The sequence below is a fragment of the Candidatus Thiodiazotropha sp. LNASS1 genome (assembly GCF_964212655.1).
Classification (GTDB): domain Bacteria; phylum Pseudomonadota; class Gammaproteobacteria; order Chromatiales; family Chromatiaceae; genus Thiodiazotropha.
Window position 1 is genome coordinate 1,729,049 of sequence record NZ_OZ156465.1, and the last position, 23,280, is coordinate 1,752,328.

The following is a 23,280-nucleotide window of genomic DNA, read 5'->3' on the forward strand; positions in this document are numbered from 1 at the left end:
ACCCTGAAGGTGCCGCAACAGTGTGACGGCATGCGTTGTAACATCAACAATCAAACATCTGAAACACATCTTTAACCACGAGCTATTGACTATGACGGAAGTATCATCCGGCCTGACATTCAGACAAAGCGTCGACCATATGGTCGATCGTGCACTGGCTTTTATGGAGCTGGATCCCGGTATCGCCAATGCCATCAAATCATGTACTTCGGTTTTACAGGTCAGTTTCCCTGTAGACATAAGAGGCAAGGTTGAGCTTTTCACCGGCTGGCGAGCAGTACACAGTATCCACCGCCTGCCTGCCAAGGGTGGATTACGCTATGCGGAAAACGTTGATCAACAGGAGGTCGAGGCGCTTGCGGCACTGATGACATATAAATGCGCCATCGTTGACGTCCCATTCGGCGGCTCGAAAGGTGGACTGTGTATCAATCCGAATAACTACTCTCGGGATGAATTGAAGCAGATTACACGCCGCTTTGCGCGAGAACTGGCGGCACCGGGCTTTCTCAACCCGGCAACCAATGTGCCTGCACCAGATATGGGGACCGGTCAACGCGAAATGGCCTGGATCGCCGACACCTATAAACACCTCTATCCCGAAGAGATCAACGCCCTTGCCTGTGTCACCGGCAAACCGGTAGCACATGGTGGCGTCAACGGTCGAACCGAGGCCACCGGACGGGGTGTACAATATGCACTGCAGGAGTTCTTCCGGCACAAGGAGGAGCTGAATGCCGCCGGTATAGACGGTGGATTGGAGGGTAAGCGCATCATCATCCAGGGACTGGGCAATGTGGGCTATCACGCTGCCAAGTTTTTATCCGAGGAGGACGGCGCCAAGATAGTCGGCATCATTGTCCGGGACGGAGGGATTTTCAATCCCGATGGAATCCATGTGGAAGAGGCGTATTACCACCGCTGCTCCCATGGAGGTCTGAAGGGATTTGCCGGCGGCGAGTTCGTTGTAGAAGGCGAGAAACTTCTGGAAACCGAGTGCGATATCCTAATACCCGCCGCGATCGAGGGTGCGATCAATGAGCACAACGCACCGAATATCCACGCTAAGTTGATTGCCGAAGCAGCCAACGGCCCAGTTACTTTCGAGGCCGATCGCATCCTGCGCAGTCGAGGCATCACCATCCTGCCGGATGCCTATGTCAATGCCGGTGGTGTAGTGGTCTCCTATTTCGAGTGGATTCGTAACCTCAGCCATATGCGATTTGGTCGTATCGAACGTCGTCTGGATGAGTCACGCGGCAGACATGTGGTTGCCGCGCTGGAACAAACGACGGGAAAACAGGTCCCCGAATGGATTAAGGGCAGCCTGTCTCGGGGCGCAGACGAGCTTGACTTGGTACGATCCGGGCTCGATGACAGCATGCGACTGGCACTGCAGGAGATTATCGACATACGCAGTCGCAAACCCGAACTCGAAGATTACCGAACCGCCGCCTATGTTATCGCCCTGCAAAAACTGGCACGCTCCTATATTGATATTGGCGTTTAAGAACAATACAAAAACACTTTACATTTTGAGGTATTTGTATAAGAATTTAATTCGTATGTCCACTCGGCGGGTTATCACACAGATTGACGATTGAAGGGACACAGACGATACACACAAAGGTATCGCGCACAGGGAGGAGTGATCGTATATGGGTAATAGTAACAACCTGAGCCAATATCTCGGCACAATCAAATTAACTGCCGGAAATATCCTAAACCTGACATGGCGCCCTTCAACCTTTCGCCATTCCAGTGATTTCAAGCACAGCCTATTCTCACGACAAGCCTATGTAAGGAATGGATAGCCTTTAATCAGGTTGAATACCTGAACAACACCATAATGCTCATGATTTCACGCCAGCTGAATATAAAAGATCAGATATACATCCAAACGGAAATAGGAGTTCATGTATGTCACTAATGCAATGGGTAGAGGAGAAGCACGGTACAAGTGTCGACCTCTGTGATAGTCAGCATAAAGAGCTGTTCGACCGCGTCAATGCACTTCATGATGCTGTCATCAGTAGAGACCACATCGATATCGGCAATCGCTTGGACAACCTGATTGATTTTGTCGTCAGGCACTTTGAGACCGAAGAACGTTTAATGGAGGAGCGTGGTTACAGCGGATTGGACCATCATCGTCAAGAGCATGATCTCCTGATCAAGATATGTACCGACATCCAGGATAAGTTTCATGCCGGCGAAATGGAGATTGAGGAAGGTACATTAACCTACATAAAAGAATGGCTCGATCACCATATCCCGATCATTGATAAACCGTACGGTCCCGCATTGAGCAATTGAAGACTACAAGTTTTGATGAAAAGCCAGGTTTGGCTTCATCCTCGCGGGACCTGCGAGTGCCCCCGACACGTCGGTCCCGCTTTTTTTCATCCTTCCGGCAGTGAAAAGAACCGCTCCAATACTGTAAAATCCTGTGTTTTGGTCATCGGCGGCAAGCTGCGAATAAATATCTTTCCGTAGGGTTTACTCAAAAGCCTGGGATCGCAGAGCACCAAAACACCCCGGTCTTTCTCGTCACGAATCAAGCGTCCCGCCCCCTGTTTCAAGGCAATTGCGGCTTGAGGCAATTGATACGCCATGAAGGGATTTCCACCTCGCTTGCGTAAGGCATCGATGCGTGCCTGAAGTACCGGATCGCCGGGTGATGCAAATGGCAGTTTATCGATGATTACACAGGAAAGCGCCTCCCCACGCACATCGATACCCTCCCAGAAACTGGATGTCCCGAGTAATACCGCATTACCGAGCTTTCGAAACTGTTCAACCAACTCGGTTCTTGGTGCCGTACCCTGCACCAGCATTGGGTAGCTCAGCTTCTCTTTCAGATAATCAGCTGCCTCCTGCAGTGCCTTGTGGCTTGTATATAACAGAAAGGCACGACCTCCACTTGCCTGCAATATAGGTAGTGAAATATCGGATACTGCCCTATTGAACTCAGGGCTGCTGGGTTCCGGCAGGTTCTTTGGCACATACCAGACCGCTTGATGCGGGTAATCGAAAGGACTGTCCCAACAATGGGTTTCGGCTTCAGATAATCCAAGCTGCTTTGAAAAATGCTCGAAACTGCCACCTACCGCCAGCGTGGCGGAAGTAAATATCCAGGATGCGGGATGTTCCTGCATGACACCCTGAAATATATCCGCGATCTCCAACGGTGTACGATTCAAACGAAAGCTCTGTCGGTGAGTCTCAAACCAACGGATTGACTCGCTATCATCATTCTGCCGTAGACCGTGCAGTCGTTGAAGCACCGTACCACAGCGTTCACTACAGCTCTCCAGGCCCTTTCCCCGCCCTTCCACGGTGCGTAACGATTGCGCCAGTTGGTCGATGGAATCCAGCAATCCGTCAAGATGGGCATTCACCGATGGATTGGCTGCAACCTCAGACCAGGCTCCCCGTCTCTGCTCCAGGCCAAAGGCCAATCGCATATCCCTGGTTGCCTGCTGCAGACGTTCTGCATGTTCCAGTATTTCGGGAGTATCCTTTGCCTCACGGTGATACTCCGCAACGGTATCCCGTGCCAGCTCAAGCAATTGGCGGCCACTCACACTGTCGCCGAAGAAATTTCCTGCGATATCGGGCAGTTGATGCGCCTCATCGAGAATAAAACAGTCGGCACTGGGCAGAAGTTCCGCAAATCCCTCCTCCTTCAACGCCATGTCTGCACACAACAGATGGTGGTTGACAACCACCAGATCCGCCTCCTGGGCGCGTTTTCTCGCCTCCATGAGATGACAGGTACTATAGGCTGAGCACTCTTGCCCCAGGCAGTTTTCGGTTGTTGACGTCACATAGGGCCAGATTCCCGCATCCTCAGGTACCTGGGTCATCCCAGCTATATCGCCGCTCCTGGTTTTGATCGACCACTCACGAATCCACTGCAACTGCTCAACCTGCTCCCTGGTGAGATGCAGCTCTTCATGTAGCGTATTCTCCAGACGGTGGATACAAAGGTAGTTGGCACGACCCTTCAGTAATGCCGTTGCAACCGGACTCGACAGGCTTTGCCGCACCATGGGCAGATCCCGGTGGAACAGTTGATCCTGGAGGTTTTTGGTGCCGGTTGAGATGATTACCTTTTGCCCGGACATCAATGCCGGCACCAGATAGGCGAATGTCTTACCGGTACCAGTCCCGGCTTCACAGATAAGCACACCTCCCTGATCCATAATCCGGCCGACAGCCTGAGCCATCTCCCGTTGTTGCGGGCGATAGGAAAAACCCTCGATGCGCTTCGCCAACCAGCCATCGGGGTCGAAAATCTCAGCGATATCCGTCATAGAACTGCTGCAGGGAACCAGGATCTGTTAGCAGGCCCTAGTCAGCCTGATTATCCCAGACTTCGGGTTCAAGGCCATTTTCGCGGGTCCAGGCAAGGTGACCGATGATCTTGAAACGCGCCACCGACATAGCACCACGTTTAGCCCGGTTGCTGCTGCTTTTACCGACATACTCAATAATATCGTCCCGCTCTGCTTCATAGATCTCATAGGGTTCGTAATCCTCATCCATGAGTACCAGCACAACACTGTCCCAATCCTTATCGAGTTTAAGCTGACCAATCCTTTGACCTGATTTGCTTTCATCGAAAATGGTTCTTGATTTGATCTGAATCTGTTTATCGCCGCGCTTGGGATCTACCGCATCATAGCCACCCTCACCCGTTGGTTTGGGCTCGAGCCGGAGTAGCTTGACAGCATCATATTCCGCAATTTCATTACTGATACCGGGCAGGGGTTTACCCATAGTACGACGATACTCAGCGGCCAATACCCGGGCCTGGGCAATCAGTTTGTCGGCGGCATACAGGGTCAAGCCTCTGCTCCCTCACTATTCAGGAATGGAATTCTGCTCGGATTGTAGCCTATCTGGCGCCTGTCAAGAAACGCTTAGTGACTGTTGCAGCCACAGATATCCGCTATTTGCCCCCCTTCGCCAACATGCGTTGTCATGTTATCGGGGTTGAAACGGGTTTTGCGTAAGATTTCCGATTTGCCTGCCCCGTTTGCCCTGCTGTGCATCAACACCGGCAATAGTCGTGGCCTCGAAATAAAAGGGATCGATCAGGCAGTGGAGATTTGTTGCCGGTTCCCCACAATCTCTTGCAAAACCTCAGTGAAGACCCTGGGGCGTCCAAAATGATAGCCCTGCGCGAAATCCACCCCCATCTCCTGCAGCGCCTTGCCGATAGAGGCATCACTCACATGTTCGGCAATCACCACCTTGTCCATGAAATGAGCGAGCTCCATGATCGAAATAACCATCGCCAGATCGGCGGTGTTCTGGATCATCTCGCGCACGAAGATGCCGTCGATTTTCACGTAGTTGACGGGAAAATCCTTGAGATACGAGAAAGAGGCGAAACCGGACCCGAAATCATCCAGATAACAGGAGCACCCCATCGATCTGACCTCCTTCATGAAGGTCACCGTATCCTCGATATCTCTGGCGAGAGCCGTTTCAGTGACCTCGAATCCCAGTTGCTCGGCAGGAACGGGTGACTCACTGATACGCTGTTTCAAATAGCGCTTGAATTCGCTGTCGACAACAGACGTGGTCGACAGATTGACTGAGAAACTGACGTCTCCCAGGAGCCTGTCGCCATAGGGTGTAATTGCATCAAAGAAGTGATCTATGACCCAAAGATCAACGGCTCGCATCAGATCATATTGTTCGGCGATTTTGATGAAACGCTGTGGTGGTTGAGGTTCACCCTTGTCATCGAGGATTCGTAACAGGATTTCATAGTGTGGCTTCAATCCCGCATCTTGTTTAAGCGGAACGATTGGTTGGGCAAAGAGCACCATTCGATCGTTCGCCAACGCCTCCTGAATAGCTGGAATCGTCTGGATAACCTGCATGTGTTTCTGATAAGCGGAATCGGATGCCGAATAGAGTCGCGTACAGTTTCTGCCACCCTCTTTGGCCATATAACAGGCAGACTTGGCAGCCTGTAACAGTTCACTGGTATCCGCTTGTTGCCGGGCGTCCACCTGCACCACACCAAGGCTGGCTGAAACAGGTATCAGGCGATCATTCCAACTGAAGCGGTACCCCTCGATTGCATGACGTAATGATTCAGCATTTTGAAATCCCTTATCCAGATCCGCATTCCTCATAAGCAGGGCGAATTCATCATCACCGATACGCGCCACCATGCCATCTTCGCTAATATAGCTGGAGACGATTGATGAAACTGTCTGCAGCAGTTGGTCACCGCCTTTGAAACCGCACAGATCATTGACCACATGAAATTTGTCCAGGTCAAGCAGTATCAATACATGTTGCTTGTCTTTGTTTTCCGCCTCAACTGACAACTCACGCAGATGGCGTTCGAACCTGCGGCGATTAAACAGTCCGGTCAGTTCATCGGTGGAATACTCATCCTTGATATGATTGAAACTCGTAAACAGTATGCGATCTATGGCCCTGTCAACAATCGGCTGCACCCGATCCTGCATAACACTGTAGTCACCGCTATCGACAGATTTTGCCAATTCAATATCAGTGACATCCAATGCCTTCAGGCCATTTCCATTCACAAACAGGAAACGGTTTGAGTCGTCGTTTTTCCAAGCCAGAAAAAGCATACGTTCACCTGCATCCACTACCACCCAGGTATCGATCTTGAGGGACTTGACTCTCTCCAATGAAGCCTGATCAATTCCGGCTTCAGCACTGTTAACAGGCTTATCGGCCCCGTCGGTGAAATATCGGCTCATGTATTCTTCATCAACCTCTATTCTCTGCTCACAAAACGGCGCCGCTGCATCGCCCCCCCTGATGAGTGCTGTCTGTAATTCGATCGCAAAGTTCCGGCTCTCTTCGGGATATACGGGATAGTCACGAAACCCCTTTCTGATAAGCGAAATCAGATCGCGAATTCGGCTTTCACTCATCTCGTGCGGTGACGATTGGTTGAGGAAAAGTTTCCCCATTATTTCGATGACACGGGAATAGGCCTTCCAGGCCGTACTCTCTTCACCTTCAATTGCATAGGTCTGCACCAATAGCTTGATCCATCCGAATTGAAACAGTCTTTCTATCGCAATGGATACCGATTTATCCGACAACTGAGTACGTATGTAGCTTAAGACCTCACGCTCCGCCGCAATATACTGCTCATCCTTTTCACAGTGTTCAATTGCAAGCTGACGATTGCGATGAAATTTCTCGAGCTGAGTATGTTTTAGAGCCTCGAGTGCCTGTGTCACTTCAGAAACGCTGGTCAGCTTGTTGCAATCAATAGCATCAAGAAGTTGAGATATCTTCGCCATTTCCCTGATCTGTGCCATTTGATTCCCCATCGTGAGATAGGGGGCCAGGGACTCTATCGTGGCCAGCAGTTGCCTGACGGGATGTTTACTGTTCTCCAGTAACGAGGGATCATTCACTACTTCCTGAATAATCTGAATCTCCATCCGGTTCAGCAGATCCTTCAACTCCGCCGGTACAAGTGGATCATCACGCAGTGAAGAAACCAGTTCCTCCCCGGTAGTGACCGCAGCACTAACCAGTGGATCAAGTTTTTGATTATCGGATGACTGACTCTCCAGTTCATATTCGAGCTGTTTGAGGACTGACGAGCCAAACCTCAGTGGCAGTTTATTGAGGGATTCTATAACCTGGTTTTTATCAATCCTTGCAACATTTGATCCCGGATCGTTCCGGTCAGTATGATGCTTCACATCGAGTAGTGTGGATAGATGTTGTATAACCTTACCCACATTTGGATGGAATATCTTTTTCGCCTGAAGACTTTGATTGGTGCTGACCTGGTATTGTGAAGTGAAATCGATTCCTTTCTCCTTCAGTAGCTCAACGATTTCTTCGTATAGACTATCGAGCCCTTTCAGGACAGTCCCATGAAATACACTCAGTATCAGGTGAAAACAGTTGATTTCCAAATCGAACCTGCCCAATGCATGTTTCAACGCATTGAGCAGACTGATCGGTGAGAGAGGATTGTTCTCATCCTTGATCGTATGTTCTGTCAGATAGGTGAGTGATGTTTCTATGTGGTAGAGGTCACGTGCCAATTCCGTCTCACTCTGCCTGGCTATATCGTTGATTACAACCCAGTGATCGATCTCAACCTTCTCAACCAGTTCAAGTTCCTGGTTAACCTCCGTCGAGGGAGCCCGGGTGACACTAACCAGGCTGACCAACTCATCAAATGACTTTTCTACCTGTCCGAAAAAGGCTTTTGAAATCTCAGTTTGTTCTCTTTCCAGTGCTGTCATCATCAGAATCAGTGTTGATTCCTGTTGACTGCTCTGGGGTTCATTGGCGCGCGCCAGCAAGGCCTCTTTTGACTGAGTGAAAAAAGACCTCAGCAGCGGATTGAGGTAATCGAGCAACCGGCTCTGTAGTGCTTCTATCATTGGCGTCACTGCCGCCTTATCGATAGATGCCTGTTCTATGTGCTTGTTCTCTCGTTGAGACTGAAGATAGGTATATAGCGCCTCGGCTTCCTGATGATCAATTATGCTGCCACCCACTCCATGATCATGTTTATAGACTAAGGAAACACGCACCTGTTTGGAGGCAAAGCTAAGCACCGCATCCATACGATCAGATTCTGCGATGTAACCATCGGGCAGCAGTTCATCCAGCCTCTCGTCATCACACTGCAGATAGATACCACCTTCGGAAAAGTTACAAATCCTGCACTCCTCGAAGGTCTGCCCCCGAAAAGCCAGATCTGCCGACAGATCGATCTCCAGCCGTTGATGCCTTCTACGGTTATTCATTCATTGGTCCGCTGCAAAGGTTACTCCCGGTAAAACAATAACCTTTTGATTTCCAGATTATTCCATTATCGGCGATCGGTTGTAGAGCTTGAAATTATAATGGTGATAATTTGTTAAAAGTGTTAATTCCCGCATAACCCCTGTTAAACACATGTCAGGATGAAATGCAGGGCATATACCGTCTTAAGGACAAGATCACGAACCGATTCATACGCTTAAGAAGCCTTTGAATAATTTAGAGATTTACCATCATACAGATAAAATGCCATTCCAGATCATCATATGTAATTGAATAATAGGAATATAGTTATTTTCAAAAACCTTTTTCCATGCTTTGTAATTGTTATGATCGGTAGAAATCAGCGATTCCTTAGGCCTCATTTATGTCCAGCAATGCAGAAGGATTGTGGCGCAGTAAAGCTGCATAAGCGATGGATAACGCCGCTGGATAGATATAAAGGCTTGGCAGTGACAATCAAATCAGCGATAACAGGCCTCTTAGTTGAAAAAGCGCTGAAACCAGAGAATTCCATCTTCGACCACTGATCCAGAGCGGGCACAAGCTGCCCGGGATGCCGGACCGCTACCACTAATGAAAGGATATTCAAGGACTTGGGGACATCCCTCTCCCAGAAGTCCGGTTTCGGGATCAATCGCGAGCATCTCCACACCCACCGGCAGATTCTGCTGTAATGACGAGACACCTATACCATTCATCAAGCCGGCCCAGATCCGCATGGCACCGCTGGAACCTGTCAATCCAGTCGGTTGGTTGTCATCGCGTCCGACCCAAACGACTGCGGTATGTTTCTGGTCAAATCCGGCAAACCAACTATCGCGTAAATTATCCGTAGTTCCAGTCTTTCCCGCCACGTCCACTTCACCCGGCAACAGCCACTGGAGCGCCTTGCCCGTACCGCTACGGGTCACTTCGTTAAGTGCATGCCGCAGCAAATAGACCGCCCGGCTATCCACCCTTGACTCAACCGTCAGCGGGTATCGCGAGAGTGGCGTACCCTGTGCATCAGTCACGTCACGGATCGATTTCAGGGTAGCGCCATATCCGCCATTCGCCAGTGTCTGGTACATCTGGGTCATCTCCAGGGGCGAGAGGGAGACCGCACCCAGAAGCAGCGACGGATAGGAATGGAGCGGACGGCGTATCCCCAGCCTGTATAGATTGTCGATTACCGATTCAAGTCCGACAGAAAGACCGAGACGGACCGTTGCCTGATTGAACGACTCTGTCAGCGCCTGCTCCAGCGTCACCCCTTCATGACTCTGATTATCATAATTACCAGGGGTCCAGATTTCACCGTTCATTCCCTTGATCTGGATCGGACTGTCATCGAGCGGTGAAAGCAGGTGATAGTCTCCTGACTGAGACAGGGCTGTGAGGTAGACGGCGGGTTTGATCAGTGACCCAACCGGTCGTACCGCATCCAGGGCGCGATTAAAACCTGCGTAGCGCGGGTTTCTGTCTCCCACAACAGCCAACACCTCCCCTGTCTCCGTATCTGCCAGGGTGAGCGCCCCTTGAAGGGTGCCGGCTTGGATGCCCTGTTTACGCTCCAATTCACTTAGCTGCTGTGACAATGCCTGTTCGCCACGCTGCTGGAACCAGGGATCAAGAGTGGAGAAAATTCTTAAACCACCGGCACTTAAATCCTCCTCTTGATAATCTCTGCGTAACTGGCGTTTGACCAGATCCATAAATGCCGGACTACCTGAGCTGTGCAGGCTGCCCTGCTCTACCCCCAAGGGCTGGCCCCTTGCCGAATCTGCCTGTTGCGGACTGATCACACCCTGGTCCGCCATCAGCTGCAGGACCAGACCCCGTCTCTTTTTTGCCTGCTCCGGGTGACGTCTCGGATCATAGGCCGAAGGCCCTCTGACCAGGGTGACTAGCAGCGCCATGCGAGGCAGGTCCAACTCATGCAAGGGTCGATTGAAGTAGAAACGACTGGCCAGGGCAAAGCCATGAATTGCCTTTCCCCCTTGCTGTCCCAGATAGACCTCATTTGCATAGGCTTCAAGAATCTCATCCTTGCTGTATCGCATATCCAGTATCAGAGCCATCGCGATTTCATTGATCTTTCGCCACAGAGTACGTTCCAGGCTGAGGAAGTAGTTCTTCACCAACTGCTGCGTCAGTGTACTGCCACCCTGCACCACACGCTTCGCGGCCAGGTTGGCCCACAGCGCACGCCCGATCGCCATCAGATCGATGCCGATATGCTGATAGAAGCTGCGATCCTCCACCGCAATCAAGCCCGCCACCAGTAAATCAGGCAGCTCCTCTCGTATCAGCAGAATACGGTCTTCACCTTGCGTCGAGGAGAGACTGCCGATGAGTCTCGGCTCAATACGATAGTAACCGATCGGATCTCCGTTACTCGCCCGCTTCAAGGTACGCACAACCTGCTTATCCAGAACAACTTCCAGATAGTCGCTTGGACGATCGATATCGGGAAAATGAAACGGGCGCGTGCGTATAAGATAGCGTCCGCGATAGCTGGAGTACTCTCCGGGCCGATCAGGATGTTTAACCCGTCGATATCCCAGTCCGTCGAGCGTCTGTTGCAGATGGCTGGTAGCCAAATAGGCACCCGGATAGAGGTCCAGGGTTCGGCTGTATACCTTGGCGGGCACATCCCAGCGACGTCCCTGAAAACGATTTTGCACGACCTGGTCGAGATAGAGGAGATATAGAATTACCGCCAAGAGAAGAGTGACTATCCCAAGCAAAAACCATCGCTTCCATCTTTGATTTCTACTGCGATTGGACTTGCTTATTCCCCGTTTTGCACGCTTCTTCGTCATACTCGTTTACAGTTCTATAGACCGAATCCAATCGCTCGTAATCTGATGAGGGCGGCCAACTGACTATTACGTAATCTATTGGAGACTACCCCGGTATGCCGCATCCTCATGCTTTAAATTCCTAAAATCTCAATACGTGAATCAAGTCTCAAAAATCTTGGCCGCTATGTTGATTTGAAATGTACATGATAGCAGGGAGTTGAAACCAGATGCGATCCGTAGTTCCGATTATAAATTGGCTGTTGACAATCACACTCATCGCGATTGCCACAATGCTGATGGGTCAGAATGCAATGGCGAATGACATGGAAGAGGATATAAAACTGCGTAAAAGTCTTGAAAGCCGCATTGAAGCGATAGCAAACAACGGCAAACTGTACAAACAGATGGTCAAGGAGGGGCGTGAAAGGACAATATTATGCAATTCCTGCCACGGTAAAGACGGTATAGCAGTACAACCGCTTGCGCCTAACCTGGCCGGACAGAATCCGGTCTATCTCGTTGATCAGTTCCAGCGTTTTGGCGATGGCAGGCGTAATGATTATCTGATGAGCAATCTGGCCAAAACCTTCAGCTTCGAAGACAAGATAAAGATCGCTCTCTACTATGGAGACATGGAAATGAAACCCTCAGGCGGTGGCAACAGCTCGCTGCTTGACGAAGGTAAAAAGATCTTTAAGGATGCCTGCGTCAAATGTCATGGTGAAAATGGACGCGGCCAGGAAGGTTATGCCCGTCTTGCCGGTCAACGCCATGACTATGTTGTTAAAATGCTGAAAGAGTTTCGCGACCGTACCGGCAAGCGAACCAATGTCTGGATGTCCGGTGTTGCAATACGCCTTAGCGACAGAGATATGGATGCGGTGGCAACCTACCTGGCGAACTTGAAATAGGTCCGGTTCATATCCATGAATGGGCTAAGCTTCAGCCATGCCCTATTTGTTTGATGCTTCTCTGCAATCATAGGCACACTTAAACCTCTTTTCCGTCAATGGGAACTGTACAAGACGCAGTTTAAGATAGGCATATAACTCCCCCAGCCAGGCAGGTCCGTTCTCTGTCACCATTATCTCCCTTTGGCGGAAATCATACGGGACGATGAGTACAGCTGAGTGTTCCAAACCCACTTTTGCAACCAGCTTGAAAAGCTCTTCGATATAGCGATTGCCGATTGCCAGACAACCCGCTGACCAAGCACTGCCATGAATAAAGATATTCGAGCCCGGTGCCACCCGGCCCTCTCTGGTCGCATTCAGCCAATCAAACCCGTTCGGATAGTTGAGTTTCATCGACAGATGGAAATGACTATTGGGATTGAGCTCGGTAATGCGATAGAAACCTTCCGGTACCTGCTTATCCCCTTCACGCAGCTTGGGTCCCACACCGCCGCTGGCCGCGAAAATGGCATAGTCGTGGATAAACTGCCACTCATCGTGCTGAAAAGCCCACAACTCGAGTCGCCGACTCTCTTTCAATGCAATCAGCTGGATCCGTTGAGGCGGGTATTCGACTCCGGCCTGTTCAAAACGTGTTTTCAGACGCCGCTCGACACCGACACTCAAATGGTCCAGCGCTGCTTCGAGCTCGGAATCCTGAGAGGCCCAGGCACTGTTCAACATCAGCACAAGCAGCAGCAGGAGCTTTCTCATGCCTGACCCTGCCTCGCCAGTACGCGCTCTACCCATCTGCCATAAATAAGATCGGAGATTTTATGCAACGTCTCAATCCGCTGGTCAATTGAGGTCAGTATAGCCTCTGCTGACTGACTACAATCCGAATCGAGCAACAGATCGCTTCCATATCGCTCTATCCAGTTCTCTACCATTTCCCGGGTCATCTCGAGATGAAACTGCATCCCCAAATGATCGCCCATGACAAATCCCTGCTGATCAAAACAGTTGCTTTTCAACAGATGCCTGCTTTGCGCTGGTAGCGTGTAGGTGTCCGCATGCCAATGAAAGGCAGTGAACTGTTCCGGGATATCCCATAACCAACCGTCATTGCCATGTTCGACCAGCGTATTTACGGGATGCCAGCCAATCTCCATTCCCCTGCCACGGGTTATCTCGCCTCCCAGCGCCCGACTCATAAGCTGAGCACCGAAACAGACCCCCATTACGGGTATATCGAGATCGAAGGCCTTGCGGATCAACTGAAGTTCCCCATCAATCCAGGGCAACTGATCGTTGACGCTGACACCGGCCCCCATAAAGACCAACGCGGAGACATCATGCGTCTTTTGCGGGATGGGATGATCCTCATCAATGCAGACCATCTCCCAGGGGATGGAGCGTGCCTGCAGATAATCACCCAGATAGCCGGGGTGCTGACAGACGAGATGGCGAAAAATCCGGATAGGCTTCATTCAGACTTCTAATTATGTAGTGACTCAACATCGATTCTAACCCGAATGTCTGTCTCGATTCAGCTTCTGCCCATACCAGATAACGTGACTCGCCACCTGGTAGAAGGCCATCAAAAGGATAGCAGGTCACCAGTAGCAATCCGTGCCCCCCCTGATTGGACATCAACCATTTCTCCTGCTGATGAACAATTGCAGTAGCGGCGACACGATAGATAACTTTACCGGTACCCGGGGTATCCACAACCAAGCGGTCTCCATGCCTCAATTCCTTGAGAAAGTGGAAGTGAGTATCCCTGTGACCGGCTATGAGGCTTGCTCCAGCGTTACCCGGCCGAGCTGTCTGCATGGCCCAACCCGGCCCGAATGCCAGCGTACGGCCGCTGACACCCGCCAGGATATAGCGTTCGACACCCAGCCTGGGCACCTCCAGTCGAGCTACCGGCCAGGTATCGGCCCAGGGCCAGGGAGGGATGTTATCTTCATGAGAGACTGTCTCATCCCAGGCAGCCGCAATCAGTCCCTCCGCCAGCCAGGCCTTTGCCTCAATCCACATCCCCTCTGCAAGCAGGTAAAAAGCGAGCAGAAACAGCGCCTGAGACAATCGGGTGATGGTCAGAACATTACTGATCAAGGTCTTCATTCAACCAATAGTGAACCTGACCGCCCCCTGGTCTTGAATCGTCCAAGTACGATCCAGAACAGCAGCAGCACGCTCCCTGCACATAACAGCAGCGGGGCTGGTGATGCGGTTTGCGGTAACCGACCGAAGACCGACTCGGCATGCCAACCAGCAGGCAGGTTGACCGGCATCATACCCCCCACCATGCCTTCGCTATGGGGACGGGCAACCGGCTTTTCCACCGCCACAAGACTTGTATAGGGGGAGACGATCTGATGTTTCAACGCCAGGTCGACCACACGCTGTCGTTTCATCTCCTCAGCCAGTTCATTGTCCGGCATTGCCATCAGACCTGCTATGCGCTGCCTGGCCCAGAGGGTGTGGATACCCGTCGCCCGTCCATTGGCCTGTATCTCAACGCTCTGTTTCCAGGTCTTATTGCCTCTTCTGCCTTCGAGGGCCAAACTGCCATTAAGCCGTTCCCCTTTAAGGGATATCATCAATGGCTCGCTCAAATAGAGGTCAGGCAATCGTTGCGGTTCCACATCAATATTACCCGGACCCTGCCACATAACACTGATATGACTCATGGCAGGAGACCCGAGTTTCTCAAACAGGCCCTGCATTCGACTTGCCACTTCATTCAAATCACCGATATAGGTAAAACTACCGCGTCCAAATTTTGCGGCACGTTGCATGAAGAGCGTATTCGGCGCCGATCCGATACCCACTGTGAAGAGACGGCTTGCACCCAAGCGTTGACGTATCAGGTCGAACAATGCCTGCTCATTCCCGACACTGCCATCGGTGAGAAACACTATCTGGCGTAGCCGAGTCTCTTCATTCCTGTTGTTTAGGGCTTTCTCAAGTGCCGGGTACATCTCCGTACCACCCTCCGCGTGCATGGAGTCGATGAAGCGGAATGCCCGACTCCGTGTGGATTCGCTGGCCGGCCGCGGTGAGGAAAACAGCATCCGACTGCGATTATTGAAACCGATCAGGTTGAATCGGTCTGTCGGTTGCAGACCGGCTATTGAGAGTCTCAGGGCAGCCTTCGCCTGTTCCATCGATGGGCCATGCATCGAACCTGAATGATCGACCACGAATATTACGTCACGATTCAGCCCCGTTTCGTAGTGTTCCGGTGCAGGAGGCAGAATCATCAGCAGCGCATACTCTTCATCCTGCCATCGATCGGTGAACAGCACGCTCCTCGGCGCGAAACCCGGCTGAAGTCGCCAACTCAACAGGAAATCCCTGTCTGCGGGCACTTCCCCATCGCCTAGCCGCAGATGAACCACACCCTCACCGTCCACCCTTTCCAACATCGGGTGGTAGTGGCTGGTGACGGCCTGCAGTGGCAGACCCGCATCGAGTCTTACCCTCAGGGAAACCGGATTGATCGATCCATTGCGGGGGTCCATGACCGGCGGTGTGATCTGGCTTGCATCCTCGACCTGATCGGTATCCAATGCCCACCCGGTATGGGTGTGAGCTGTCGGGGTGTCTGACGAAAGCGGCTTGCCGGGTATATATCGTGGGGCGATCACCAACGGCAGGCGCAGTTCAAAACGGCGCTCCATATAACGAGCCTGTTGTTGAAATTCGATCACGATCCGAATCTCTTCGCCGGGGGCTATATTGCTTAGGGAAGCAGAGAACATATTGGCCCGCTGCTGTTTCAGGAGACTTGCACGTTGACCGTTATCACGGGCCTTCCGATAGATCTTTATTGCCTTTCCTTTCTCCTCGATCCGCCCCTCGATAACCCGTTCACCAATCTGCATCTGAAGCCGCTCGACTGCCGATGTTTCAGGTAGTGGAAACTGATAAACACCCTCCATCCACGATTGGCTGGGATTCTTAAAAAGGTGCTCAACACGAATCCTGGCCAGCATACCGGTAACATCAATCTGGACATCGCTTTTTAACATCGGAGCCTGCTGCAGCAATTGACCATCTAATGATCTCAGCTGTAACTCGGCGGCCGCCTTATGCAGGCCGTCAGCCGCAGCATCACTCCAACCAAAAACCAGTAAAATCAATAATAATCCACCGGATAATCCGGTAAATACCGCTGCCAGCAACGTCAATACCAGATCACGAATAAATATCCTGTTGCTGAAGCAGTCGGCTCTCCCTTCCCCTGCCGAGGTATTAACAGCGTTTTTTTGCAGCACACCGCACCTCCCCTCTGATCCGCGACTGCCGAGGTGGGATTACCGATCCGACAGGCACCCAACGGAAACTATTGCCGGTGGGTTTCTCTGGAGAGCTGTAGAAAAACTCTTCACTCAGGGGCTGCCGACGGAACCTCATGACTCTTCGCCCTTGACCAAAGTAAGCTGGACCATTCTGTCGTATGCCATTCCCTCAAGATCCTGTATGGGATAGCGTGCTTCCGCCTTACCGACATAGTGGACTTCCATCCGATCTTCCGGTAATCCCGAATCCACCAACAGATTGGCGACGGCATCCGCCCTTTGTTTGCTGAGGGCCTTGTTATAGTCGTCACTTCCCCTCGCATCGGTGCCTGCACGAATCTGCAGCTTCAACCCAGGGAAGGCCTGCAACATGACAACCAGGGCTTTAAGTTGGTCGCCGATCCCTGCTTCAATCTCGGCACTGTCACTACGAAATCCAAGGCAAAATGTATACCCCTGCTGCATTGCCTCGACTCTGGTAGATTGCAATGCTCGCTGCCGCTGATACAGCGCCTGGTGTTCTGCGGCAGCCAACTGTTCTCTCTGCTGCATGATCTGGACCGCCGACAATTCTGAGTCCATTGCATCGACCTGATCTTTCCGCACCGCCAGTTCTCCGGCCATCGCACCACCGGTCAGACCCAAAACAACCCCAGGCGCCCCACCGAGGAGAGTACCCACCACCACCCCGATCATGGAGCCGGTGAATACACCTTTTTCCACCTTTTGGTCCCGCGCTTGCGCCACCAGCGGGGATTGAAACAGAACACTGAAAATTGCCATTGCCACTAACGTTTTCTTCATTTTCTGAACCTCTTAATGTTGACCCAGCGTGCCCTCCTTGGCGAACCCGTCCACTCCTGTGCTGCGCCGGTTTACGGTACTACCGACAACAATTCCAGTTCAGTCAGATGGCAATTTGCTCACCAAAATGGGGCCGGATGGAGGCAGAAAGTGGCGACAATCTGTCAACCTGAGAGTAGTATTGCAGTGAGTGGTGGGAATTAACCAATGGACAGTTGTGTTTTGAGCTAAAGTAATTATTTATGGATGCCGCAAAGCTGTAGGTAAACGCAAGGAATCTCCCGTAATCAAGAATGAAAACTGCCTACTTCGCATTTTTTCTCGGATTGATGATATGTTTCAGCGAAACGGCACACTCGGTCGACCTCGTCATCAATCTTGACGTCACCCAAGAGACGCTTTCACGCCATACCTTGCGCTCCATATTCAGCATGCGCAAAACCCAATGGTCGGATGGCAAACCGATTCATGTCTTCGTGATGGGCGACAAGAGTAATCTGCATAGGCGCTTCACCAAACAACTGCTTGGCCTGTTTCCCCATCAATTACGCCGTGCCTGGAACAGACAGATCTACTCCGGTATGGGGCAGGCGCCCATCAGAGTGGGATCCGAGAGGGAGATGCGGATAAAAGTTGCAAATACTCCCGGGGCAATTGGCTATCTTTCTGAAGGATATACTAATGAGCATGTACGGACGATCAGAATTGAAAAGTAGCCGGACTGTATATCTGTTCGCACTGTTCTGCGTGCTTGGCTGGGAATCATCGGCTGCCGAAACTGACGTATTTGAAGGTATGTTCCAAATCCATGGTTTTTTAACCCAAGCCTATGTCAAGACAACTGAAAATCAATTTTTCGGTGACAGTCAAGACGGTAGTTTTGATTTTCGCGAATTGGGTATCAACGCATCCTATCGGATGTCACCAAAGATAATGCTGGCAGCACAGATACTCTCCCGTAAAGCCGGTGAAATGTATGATGGCTCTCTCGACTTGGACTATGCGCATTTCGATTACACCCTTCATATGAACGAAGATGATCGTATCGGCTTTGTACTTGGTCGCAGTAAAAATACCTTCGGATTCTATAACGACACTCGTGATGTGGCTGCAACCCGTCCAGGTATATTTATGCCCCAGGCTATATACTGGGACCGGGTACGAAACATGGTACTCTCAAGTGACGGAGGACAGCTGTATGGCGAAACCCAATCAGAGACCCACCTTTTTCAGTTGAGGCTGATCGGTGGTACAACTCCCATCGATGAAAATGTCGAGAACACCTATCTCAACCCGAACCTGAACCCGAAAATGGACAATGATGGCATCACACTGGGAGGGAGATTGCTTTACGAATGGGATGGGGGGCGCTTCAGACTGGCTTTTAGCACTGCTTCGTTGACGCTGGATGCAAAGACGGACCTGTTCCCACCCGGTAAGATCAAGATCGATTATCGGGTATTATCCGCACAATATAATAACGGTCCTTGGAGTCTCACCATGGAATACATGGAAGAACCGATTGATTATAAGGATTTCAACGGCCTGCTGGACGTGGCAGATACAACCGTGGATGGCTATTATTTTCAAGGCAACTATCGTCTTGATGCAGATTGGGAGCTTTTTGCCCGCTATGAGGAGAGCCACTATAACAAACACGATAAAGAGGGTAAGAAAAGCAGCGCCATACTTGGCCCTCCGGAGCATACATTTTTCAGTGAATTATGGACACTGGGGATACTCTGGGAACCTACTGAACAGCTGATGCTACGCGCAGAGTTCAGTCAGATCGAGGGCGCGATTTTCCTTTCCAACCTGGAAAATACACCCGGCACCACTGAACGGGACTGGAATCTGTTTTCCTTGCTTGCCTCATACAGTTTCTGAACAATCACCATGGATTCAATCAAAAACAAGCCTGAACAGGATCGCGGTAACGCACAATCCGACAAGGGTTTATTTCTCAGCCTTAAATGGAAGGTGGTACTACTGTTCAGTCTGGTTCTATTTATCATCAATGCCGGCCTGGCCGGCATGGGCTATCTGCAACAGCGCAAGTTATTCGATACCTATCAAGCACAGATACTTGACCAACATCACCGACAGGTCAGGTCACTTCTGGAATCCAGCATTTATAGACTGGAGCAGATAGCTTTGATGATTCCCGCATTGTCTGAAGCCGTGACAACTTCTAAAAAGTTAGCCTTAACGGAGAAACTGGAAAGATTTTTCAGGCACAGCGAGACGACACTGCAAATTGACTGGGGGCTTGAAGAAGCAGCCTATTACAGTAGTGACAACAAACTGCAATTCAACTGGCAGACCGGTGCACTTGATGACTCATTTTTAGAACTGGTCAAATCAGTCAATCGTCTTGAAATACCTTCCAACACTATTTACTGCGATATCCGTTGCAGTCAATATGTTGCCGTACCTCTGTTGGACAGAGGCCAGCATGCGGGCGTATTGCTGGTAGGACAATCATTGGCTGACGTGATTATAGATTTCAATGAACTTGCAAAAGCTGACGTAGCCATCGTAAGCCGCCCAAAACAACATGAACAGTTACAAGGCAGAAATCGCTACCTGACCAACTGGCAGCGATACATAATCGCGTCAAGTAATTTAGACCGTTTGATACCCCTTTTGCAGTCTACTGCCGACGCAATCGAAATGGAAAAACTGTTACATAACAGATACACAACGATTTCGGATGGAGATCATTTTGCTTTAAGTTTGATTCCCGTGAGCAGTGACATATCCGTATTTTCTGCTGACTTCATAATAGCCAGCAACATTACTCCGGTTGTCAATCAAATCCAGCAGGCGACCACTCAATCAGTGATTATCGGCATTATCGGCTTCTCAGTATCCGAACTGCTATTGGCACTGTTCCTCTGGCAGCCTATGAAGCGACTGTTGATGATTTCTGACAGTCTGCCTCTACTGGCCAAAAATGCATTTCGTGAAGTAAGAGACAAACTCTCTGTCAAGCATCCGGATCGATATAGGGACGAGATTGACATTGCCGGCGAATCAGCCATCCAACTGACGTACACTCTGGAAAGACTTCATAACGAGATCAAAACCAACACTGACAATCTTATAAAACGCGGCGAAGAGTTAGCGGTAGAACGTGACTTTCTCAATACCATAATGAACAGCGCTCAGGCGATCATCCTGACACAGAACTGCAATGGCGCCATACTCACCATCAATACCGAAGGGGGAGACTTCATCGGGATCAGGAATTATGAGCGCGGTACCCGCCATTTCTGTGATCTCTTTATGAATGTTGAGGATATTAAAGAGATGAAACATGTTATGTTGCGACTGCGTGACGGCATGATCAGCTCATATCAACACGATGCGGGCTCTCTATCTGCAGATGGTCGAAACAGAACCATTTCCTGGGTTCACTCTCCATTGACGGGTATAAACGATGACAATGAACCCGTCATACTCTCAGTGGGGCTGGACATTACAGATCGAGAGGTTGCCGAACAACGACTTGCCTGGATGGCCAGTCATGACCCCTTGACCGAACTCTATAATCGGCGCAACTTTCAGGTCGAATTCGATAAAATACTGACTCTCGCGGAACGTTATCACCATAGTACGGCATTGATCTTTTTCGATCTTGACCAATTCAAATACATTAATGACACAAGTGGTCACCAGGCCGGCGACGCCCTATTACAGATCGTTGCCAAAAAGCTGCGGGAAATCACCCGCAGTACCGAACTGCTCGCTCGCCTGGGTGGAGATGAATTCGCCATAGTAATACCTGAAACCGATATACCGGGCGCAACACAATTCGCTGACAAGCTGTTGTCTGAGCTGAAGCAGATCACGATACCGCTGAAAGGCCATAGTCATCGCATATCAGCAAGCATCGGCATCGTCACTTATCCAGAACATGGTAGCAATTCCGATCAGTTATTGTCGAACGCCGACCTTGCCATGTATCAAGCAAAGGAATCCGGCAGAGATCAATGGCATATCTTCTCCAGCCAAGATCAAACTCACGAGGAGATGAAAGCACGCGTAACCTGGAAAGACAAGATTGAGCAAGCCTTGGCTAAAGACAACTTTATTCTGTTTTACCAGCCCATCATGGAGATAGCAAATGGCACTATCTCTCACTACGAAGTTTTGATCAGGATGATCGAGAGTGATGGCACTCTTGCACTACCAAGTGAATTTATCCCTGTTGCTGAACGGACAGGACTGATTCATCAGATCAACCATTATGTATTACGCACATCGATTCAACGATTGTCCAGCCTGAACAAGGCAAGTCATGACATCACTCTCTCGATCAATCTTTCCGGGCGTGTTATTGATGACCCAGAACTGCTCACACAACTGACACATCTTCTTAACTCCAGTGGCATCAATCCGGAACGACTGGTTTTTGAGCTGACGGAGACAGCGGCACTCGCCGATGTCAACGCGGCGATCGATTTAATGAGTGAACTTCAGGCGCTTGGCTGCCGCTTTGCCCTGGATGACTTCGGAGTCGGGTTCTCATCATTTTACTATCTCAGAGAACTACCATTGGATATAGTCAAGATCGATGGCTCATTCATTAAGAACCTGACCACGAGCACCAAGGATCAGGTTTTCGTCAAGGCTCTGACCGAAATGGCGAGCGCACTCGGTAAGGATACAGTCGCTGAATTCGTTGAGGATGAGGCAACGCTTAAACTATTGACAGAGCTTGGTGTCGCTTATGCCCAAGGATATTACATTGGCAGGCCATCCCCGGAAATCCCTGTCACTACCACACTGCCTTCATCGATATCTATATGATCCAATCCCTCTGGCTCTCCTGATTCTTATATGTTTTGAAAAAAGCCGCCATGGTGATAAAAATGGGTTGATACCTTGAGTGTTTCACTCATTCCAATAAAACGTTCATAATCCCCATATCTGAGAACTGAGTATACAGGATGATTGATCAACGTGGTTAGAAAGCAGATAGCCATCATTGAGGATGAACAGGTTATTAGGGAAAACTATATTGACTACCTAAGCCGGCAGGGTTATTCGGCAACTGGTTATGCCACGCGTCAGGAGGCTCTGACAGCGTTCAACAAACGCTTGCCAGACCTTGTCATCCTCGATATCGGGCTGGCGGATGACATTGATGGAGGATTCGAGCTATGTCGCGAACTGCGCAACCGGTCTAATACCCTGCCAATCATCTTTCTGACTGCACGCGACAGCGATTTCGACAGTGTTTCAGGCCTCAGACTCGGCGCTGACGACTATCTCACTAAAGATATCAGTCTTCCTCATCTGATTGCCCGGATAGGCGCACTGTTCCGCCGTATCGACGCCATGCAACAAGAACAGCCGAGCGAATCTCAGCTGATTCGGGGCGATCTGCAACTTGATCGTGACCGGCTCACAGCACACTGGAAACAGAACCCGGTCAACCTCACAGTCACCGAATTCTGGATGCTGCATGCCCTGGTCCGTCATCCCGGTCATGTTCGAAGCCGGGATCAATTGATGGAGGAGGCCCATATCTATGTTGACAGTGCCAGTATCACAACCCATATCAAGCGTATTCGGCGAAAATTCCAGCTGGTGGACAGTGACTTCAGCCTTATTGAATCGGTCTATGGTGCCGGCTACCGCTGGACCCAATAGCGCCACCGCAGA

16 protein-coding genes are annotated in these 23,280 nt (G+C 50.5%); 7 read left to right on the forward strand and 9 right to left on the reverse strand.

Annotated elements, in window-relative coordinates; genetic code table 11:
• Positions 1-91: 91 nt before the first annotated feature.
• Positions 92-1,510: a Glu/Leu/Phe/Val dehydrogenase gene (locus AB8516_RS07530; RefSeq protein ID WP_369159517.1), complete on the forward strand. Its 1,419-nt coding sequence runs from the start codon at positions 92-94 to the stop codon at positions 1,508-1,510.
• 410 nt (positions 1,511-1,920) lie between these two features.
• The gene (locus AB8516_RS07535; RefSeq protein WP_369159519.1) at positions 1,921-2,316 is read left to right on the forward strand and encodes a bacteriohemerythrin; all 396 of its coding nucleotides are present in this window, start codon (positions 1,921-1,923) and stop codon (positions 2,314-2,316) included.
• Between the two features lie 86 nt (positions 2,317-2,402).
• Here AB8516_RS07535 and AB8516_RS07540 read toward each other — a convergent pair whose 3' ends face one another.
• The 4 genes from AB8516_RS07540 to mrcB all read right to left on the reverse strand — a co-directional run bounded on the left by AB8516_RS07540 (position 2,403) and on the right by mrcB (position 11,615).
• Complete coding sequence (locus AB8516_RS07540) at positions 2,403-4,319, reverse strand: ATP-dependent DNA helicase (RefSeq protein ID WP_369159521.1); 1,917 nt, start codon at positions 4,317-4,319, stop codon at positions 2,403-2,405.
• A gap of 37 nt (positions 4,320-4,356) precedes the next feature.
• The gene (locus AB8516_RS07545) at positions 4,357-4,854 is read right to left on the reverse strand and encodes a hypothetical protein (RefSeq protein ID WP_108292534.1); all 498 of its coding nucleotides are present in this window, start codon (positions 4,852-4,854) and stop codon (positions 4,357-4,359) included.
• Positions 4,855-5,102: 248 nt separating this feature from the next.
• A complete protein-coding gene (locus AB8516_RS07550) occupies positions 5,103-8,792 on the reverse strand; it encodes a DUF1631 family protein (protein WP_369159524.1) in 3,690 nt (1,229 codons plus the stop codon).
• 498 nt (positions 8,793-9,290) lie between these two features.
• Positions 9,291-11,615 (reverse strand): penicillin-binding protein 1B, encoded by a 2,325-nt coding sequence (gene mrcB / locus AB8516_RS07555; RefSeq protein ID WP_369159526.1) that lies wholly within the window; start codon positions 11,613-11,615, stop codon positions 9,291-9,293.
• Positions 11,616-11,824: 209 nt separating this feature from the next.
• Here mrcB and AB8516_RS07560 point away from each other — a divergent pair, with 209 nt between their 5' ends.
• Entirely contained in the window at positions 11,825-12,508 is a 684-nt protein-coding gene (locus AB8516_RS07560) for a c-type cytochrome (RefSeq protein WP_108292540.1), read from the forward strand.
• Between the two features lie 42 nt (positions 12,509-12,550).
• Here the strand turns inward: AB8516_RS07560 and AB8516_RS07565 are convergent, their stop codons facing one another.
• From AB8516_RS07565 to AB8516_RS07585, 5 genes are all read right to left on the reverse strand, one after another.
• Positions 12,551-13,264 carry a murein L,D-transpeptidase family protein gene (locus AB8516_RS07565; protein WP_369159528.1) on the reverse strand — a complete coding sequence of 238 codons (714 nt, stop codon included), beginning with the start codon at positions 13,262-13,264 and terminating at the stop codon, positions 12,551-12,553.
• Complete coding sequence (locus tag AB8516_RS07570; protein WP_369159530.1) at positions 13,261-13,980, reverse strand: type 1 glutamine amidotransferase; 720 nt, start codon at positions 13,978-13,980, stop codon at positions 13,261-13,263. Before AB8516_RS07570 ends, AB8516_RS07565 begins: the two co-directional genes overlap by 4 nt.
• Positions 13,922-14,620: a class GN sortase gene (locus AB8516_RS07575; protein ID WP_369159532.1), complete on the reverse strand. Its 699-nt coding sequence runs from the start codon at positions 14,618-14,620 to the stop codon at positions 13,922-13,924. Before AB8516_RS07575 ends, AB8516_RS07570 begins: the two co-directional genes overlap by 59 nt.
• Positions 14,617-16,779, reverse strand: a complete 2,163-nt coding sequence (locus AB8516_RS07580) for a marine proteobacterial sortase target protein (protein WP_369159534.1) — start codon at positions 16,777-16,779, stop codon at positions 14,617-14,619. The genes AB8516_RS07575 and AB8516_RS07580 overlap by 4 nt, the downstream gene beginning before the upstream one ends.
• Positions 16,780-16,914: 135 nt before the next feature.
• On the reverse strand, positions 16,915-17,607 hold the full coding sequence (locus AB8516_RS07585; protein WP_369159536.1) for a DUF456 family protein: 693 nt from the start codon (positions 17,605-17,607) through the stop codon (positions 16,915-16,917).
• 293 nt (positions 17,608-17,900) lie between these two features.
• Between AB8516_RS07585 and AB8516_RS07590 the strand changes: the two genes are divergently transcribed.
• From AB8516_RS07590 to pdsR, 4 genes are all read left to right on the forward strand, one after another.
• Positions 17,901-18,323 carry a substrate-binding domain-containing protein gene (locus AB8516_RS07590; protein ID WP_369159538.1) on the forward strand — a complete coding sequence of 141 codons (423 nt, stop codon included), beginning with the start codon at positions 17,901-17,903 and terminating at the stop codon, positions 18,321-18,323.
• A complete protein-coding gene (locus AB8516_RS07595) occupies positions 18,295-19,494 on the forward strand; it encodes a hypothetical protein (protein ID WP_369159540.1) in 1,200 nt (399 codons plus the stop codon). The genes AB8516_RS07590 and AB8516_RS07595 overlap by 29 nt, the downstream gene beginning before the upstream one ends.
• 9 nt (positions 19,495-19,503) lie before the next feature.
• Positions 19,504-22,422, forward strand: coding sequence for an EAL domain-containing protein (locus tag AB8516_RS07600; RefSeq protein WP_369159542.1), 2,919 nt, complete (start codon positions 19,504-19,506; stop codon positions 22,420-22,422).
• A 153-nt stretch (positions 22,423-22,575) separates the two neighbouring features.
• Entirely contained in the window at positions 22,576-23,268 is a 693-nt protein-coding gene (gene pdsR / locus AB8516_RS07605; RefSeq protein ID WP_108340186.1) for a proteobacterial dedicated sortase system response regulator, read from the forward strand.
• Positions 23,269-23,280 lie beyond the last annotated feature (12 nt).

Coding starts and splice junctions, on each gene's coding strand:
- AB8516_RS07530 (WP_369159517.1), top strand. CDS start 92: ATGACGGAAGTATCATCCGGCCTGACATTCAGACAAAGCGTCGACCAT.
- AB8516_RS07535 (WP_369159519.1), top strand. CDS start 1,921: ATGTCACTAATGCAATGGGTAGAGGAGAAGCACGGTACAAGTGTCGAC.
- AB8516_RS07540 (WP_369159521.1), bottom strand. CDS start 4,319: ATGACGGATATCGCTGAGATTTTCGACCCCGATGGCTGGTTGGCGAAG.
- AB8516_RS07550 (WP_369159524.1), bottom strand. CDS start 8,792: ATGAATAACCGTAGAAGGCATCAACGGCTGGAGATCGATCTGTCGGCA.
- mrcB (WP_369159526.1), bottom strand. CDS start 11,615: ATGACGAAGAAGCGTGCAAAACGGGGAATAAGCAAGTCCAATCGCAGT.
- AB8516_RS07560 (WP_108292540.1), top strand. CDS start 11,825: ATGCGATCCGTAGTTCCGATTATAAATTGGCTGTTGACAATCACACTC.
- AB8516_RS07565 (WP_369159528.1), bottom strand. CDS start 13,264: ATGAGAAAGCTCCTGCTGCTGCTTGTGCTGATGTTGAACAGTGCCTGG.
- AB8516_RS07570 (WP_369159530.1), bottom strand. CDS start 13,980: ATGAAGCCTATCCGGATTTTTCGCCATCTCGTCTGTCAGCACCCCGGC.
- AB8516_RS07575 (WP_369159532.1), bottom strand. CDS start 14,620: ATGAAGACCTTGATCAGTAATGTTCTGACCATCACCCGATTGTCTCAG.
- AB8516_RS07585 (WP_369159536.1), bottom strand. CDS start 17,607: ATGAAGAAAACGTTAGTGGCAATGGCAATTTTCAGTGTTCTGTTTCAA.
- AB8516_RS07590 (WP_369159538.1), top strand. CDS start 17,901: ATGAAAACTGCCTACTTCGCATTTTTTCTCGGATTGATGATATGTTTC.
- AB8516_RS07595 (WP_369159540.1), top strand. CDS start 18,295: ATGTACGGACGATCAGAATTGAAAAGTAGCCGGACTGTATATCTGTTC.
- AB8516_RS07600 (WP_369159542.1), top strand. CDS start 19,504: ATGGATTCAATCAAAAACAAGCCTGAACAGGATCGCGGTAACGCACAA.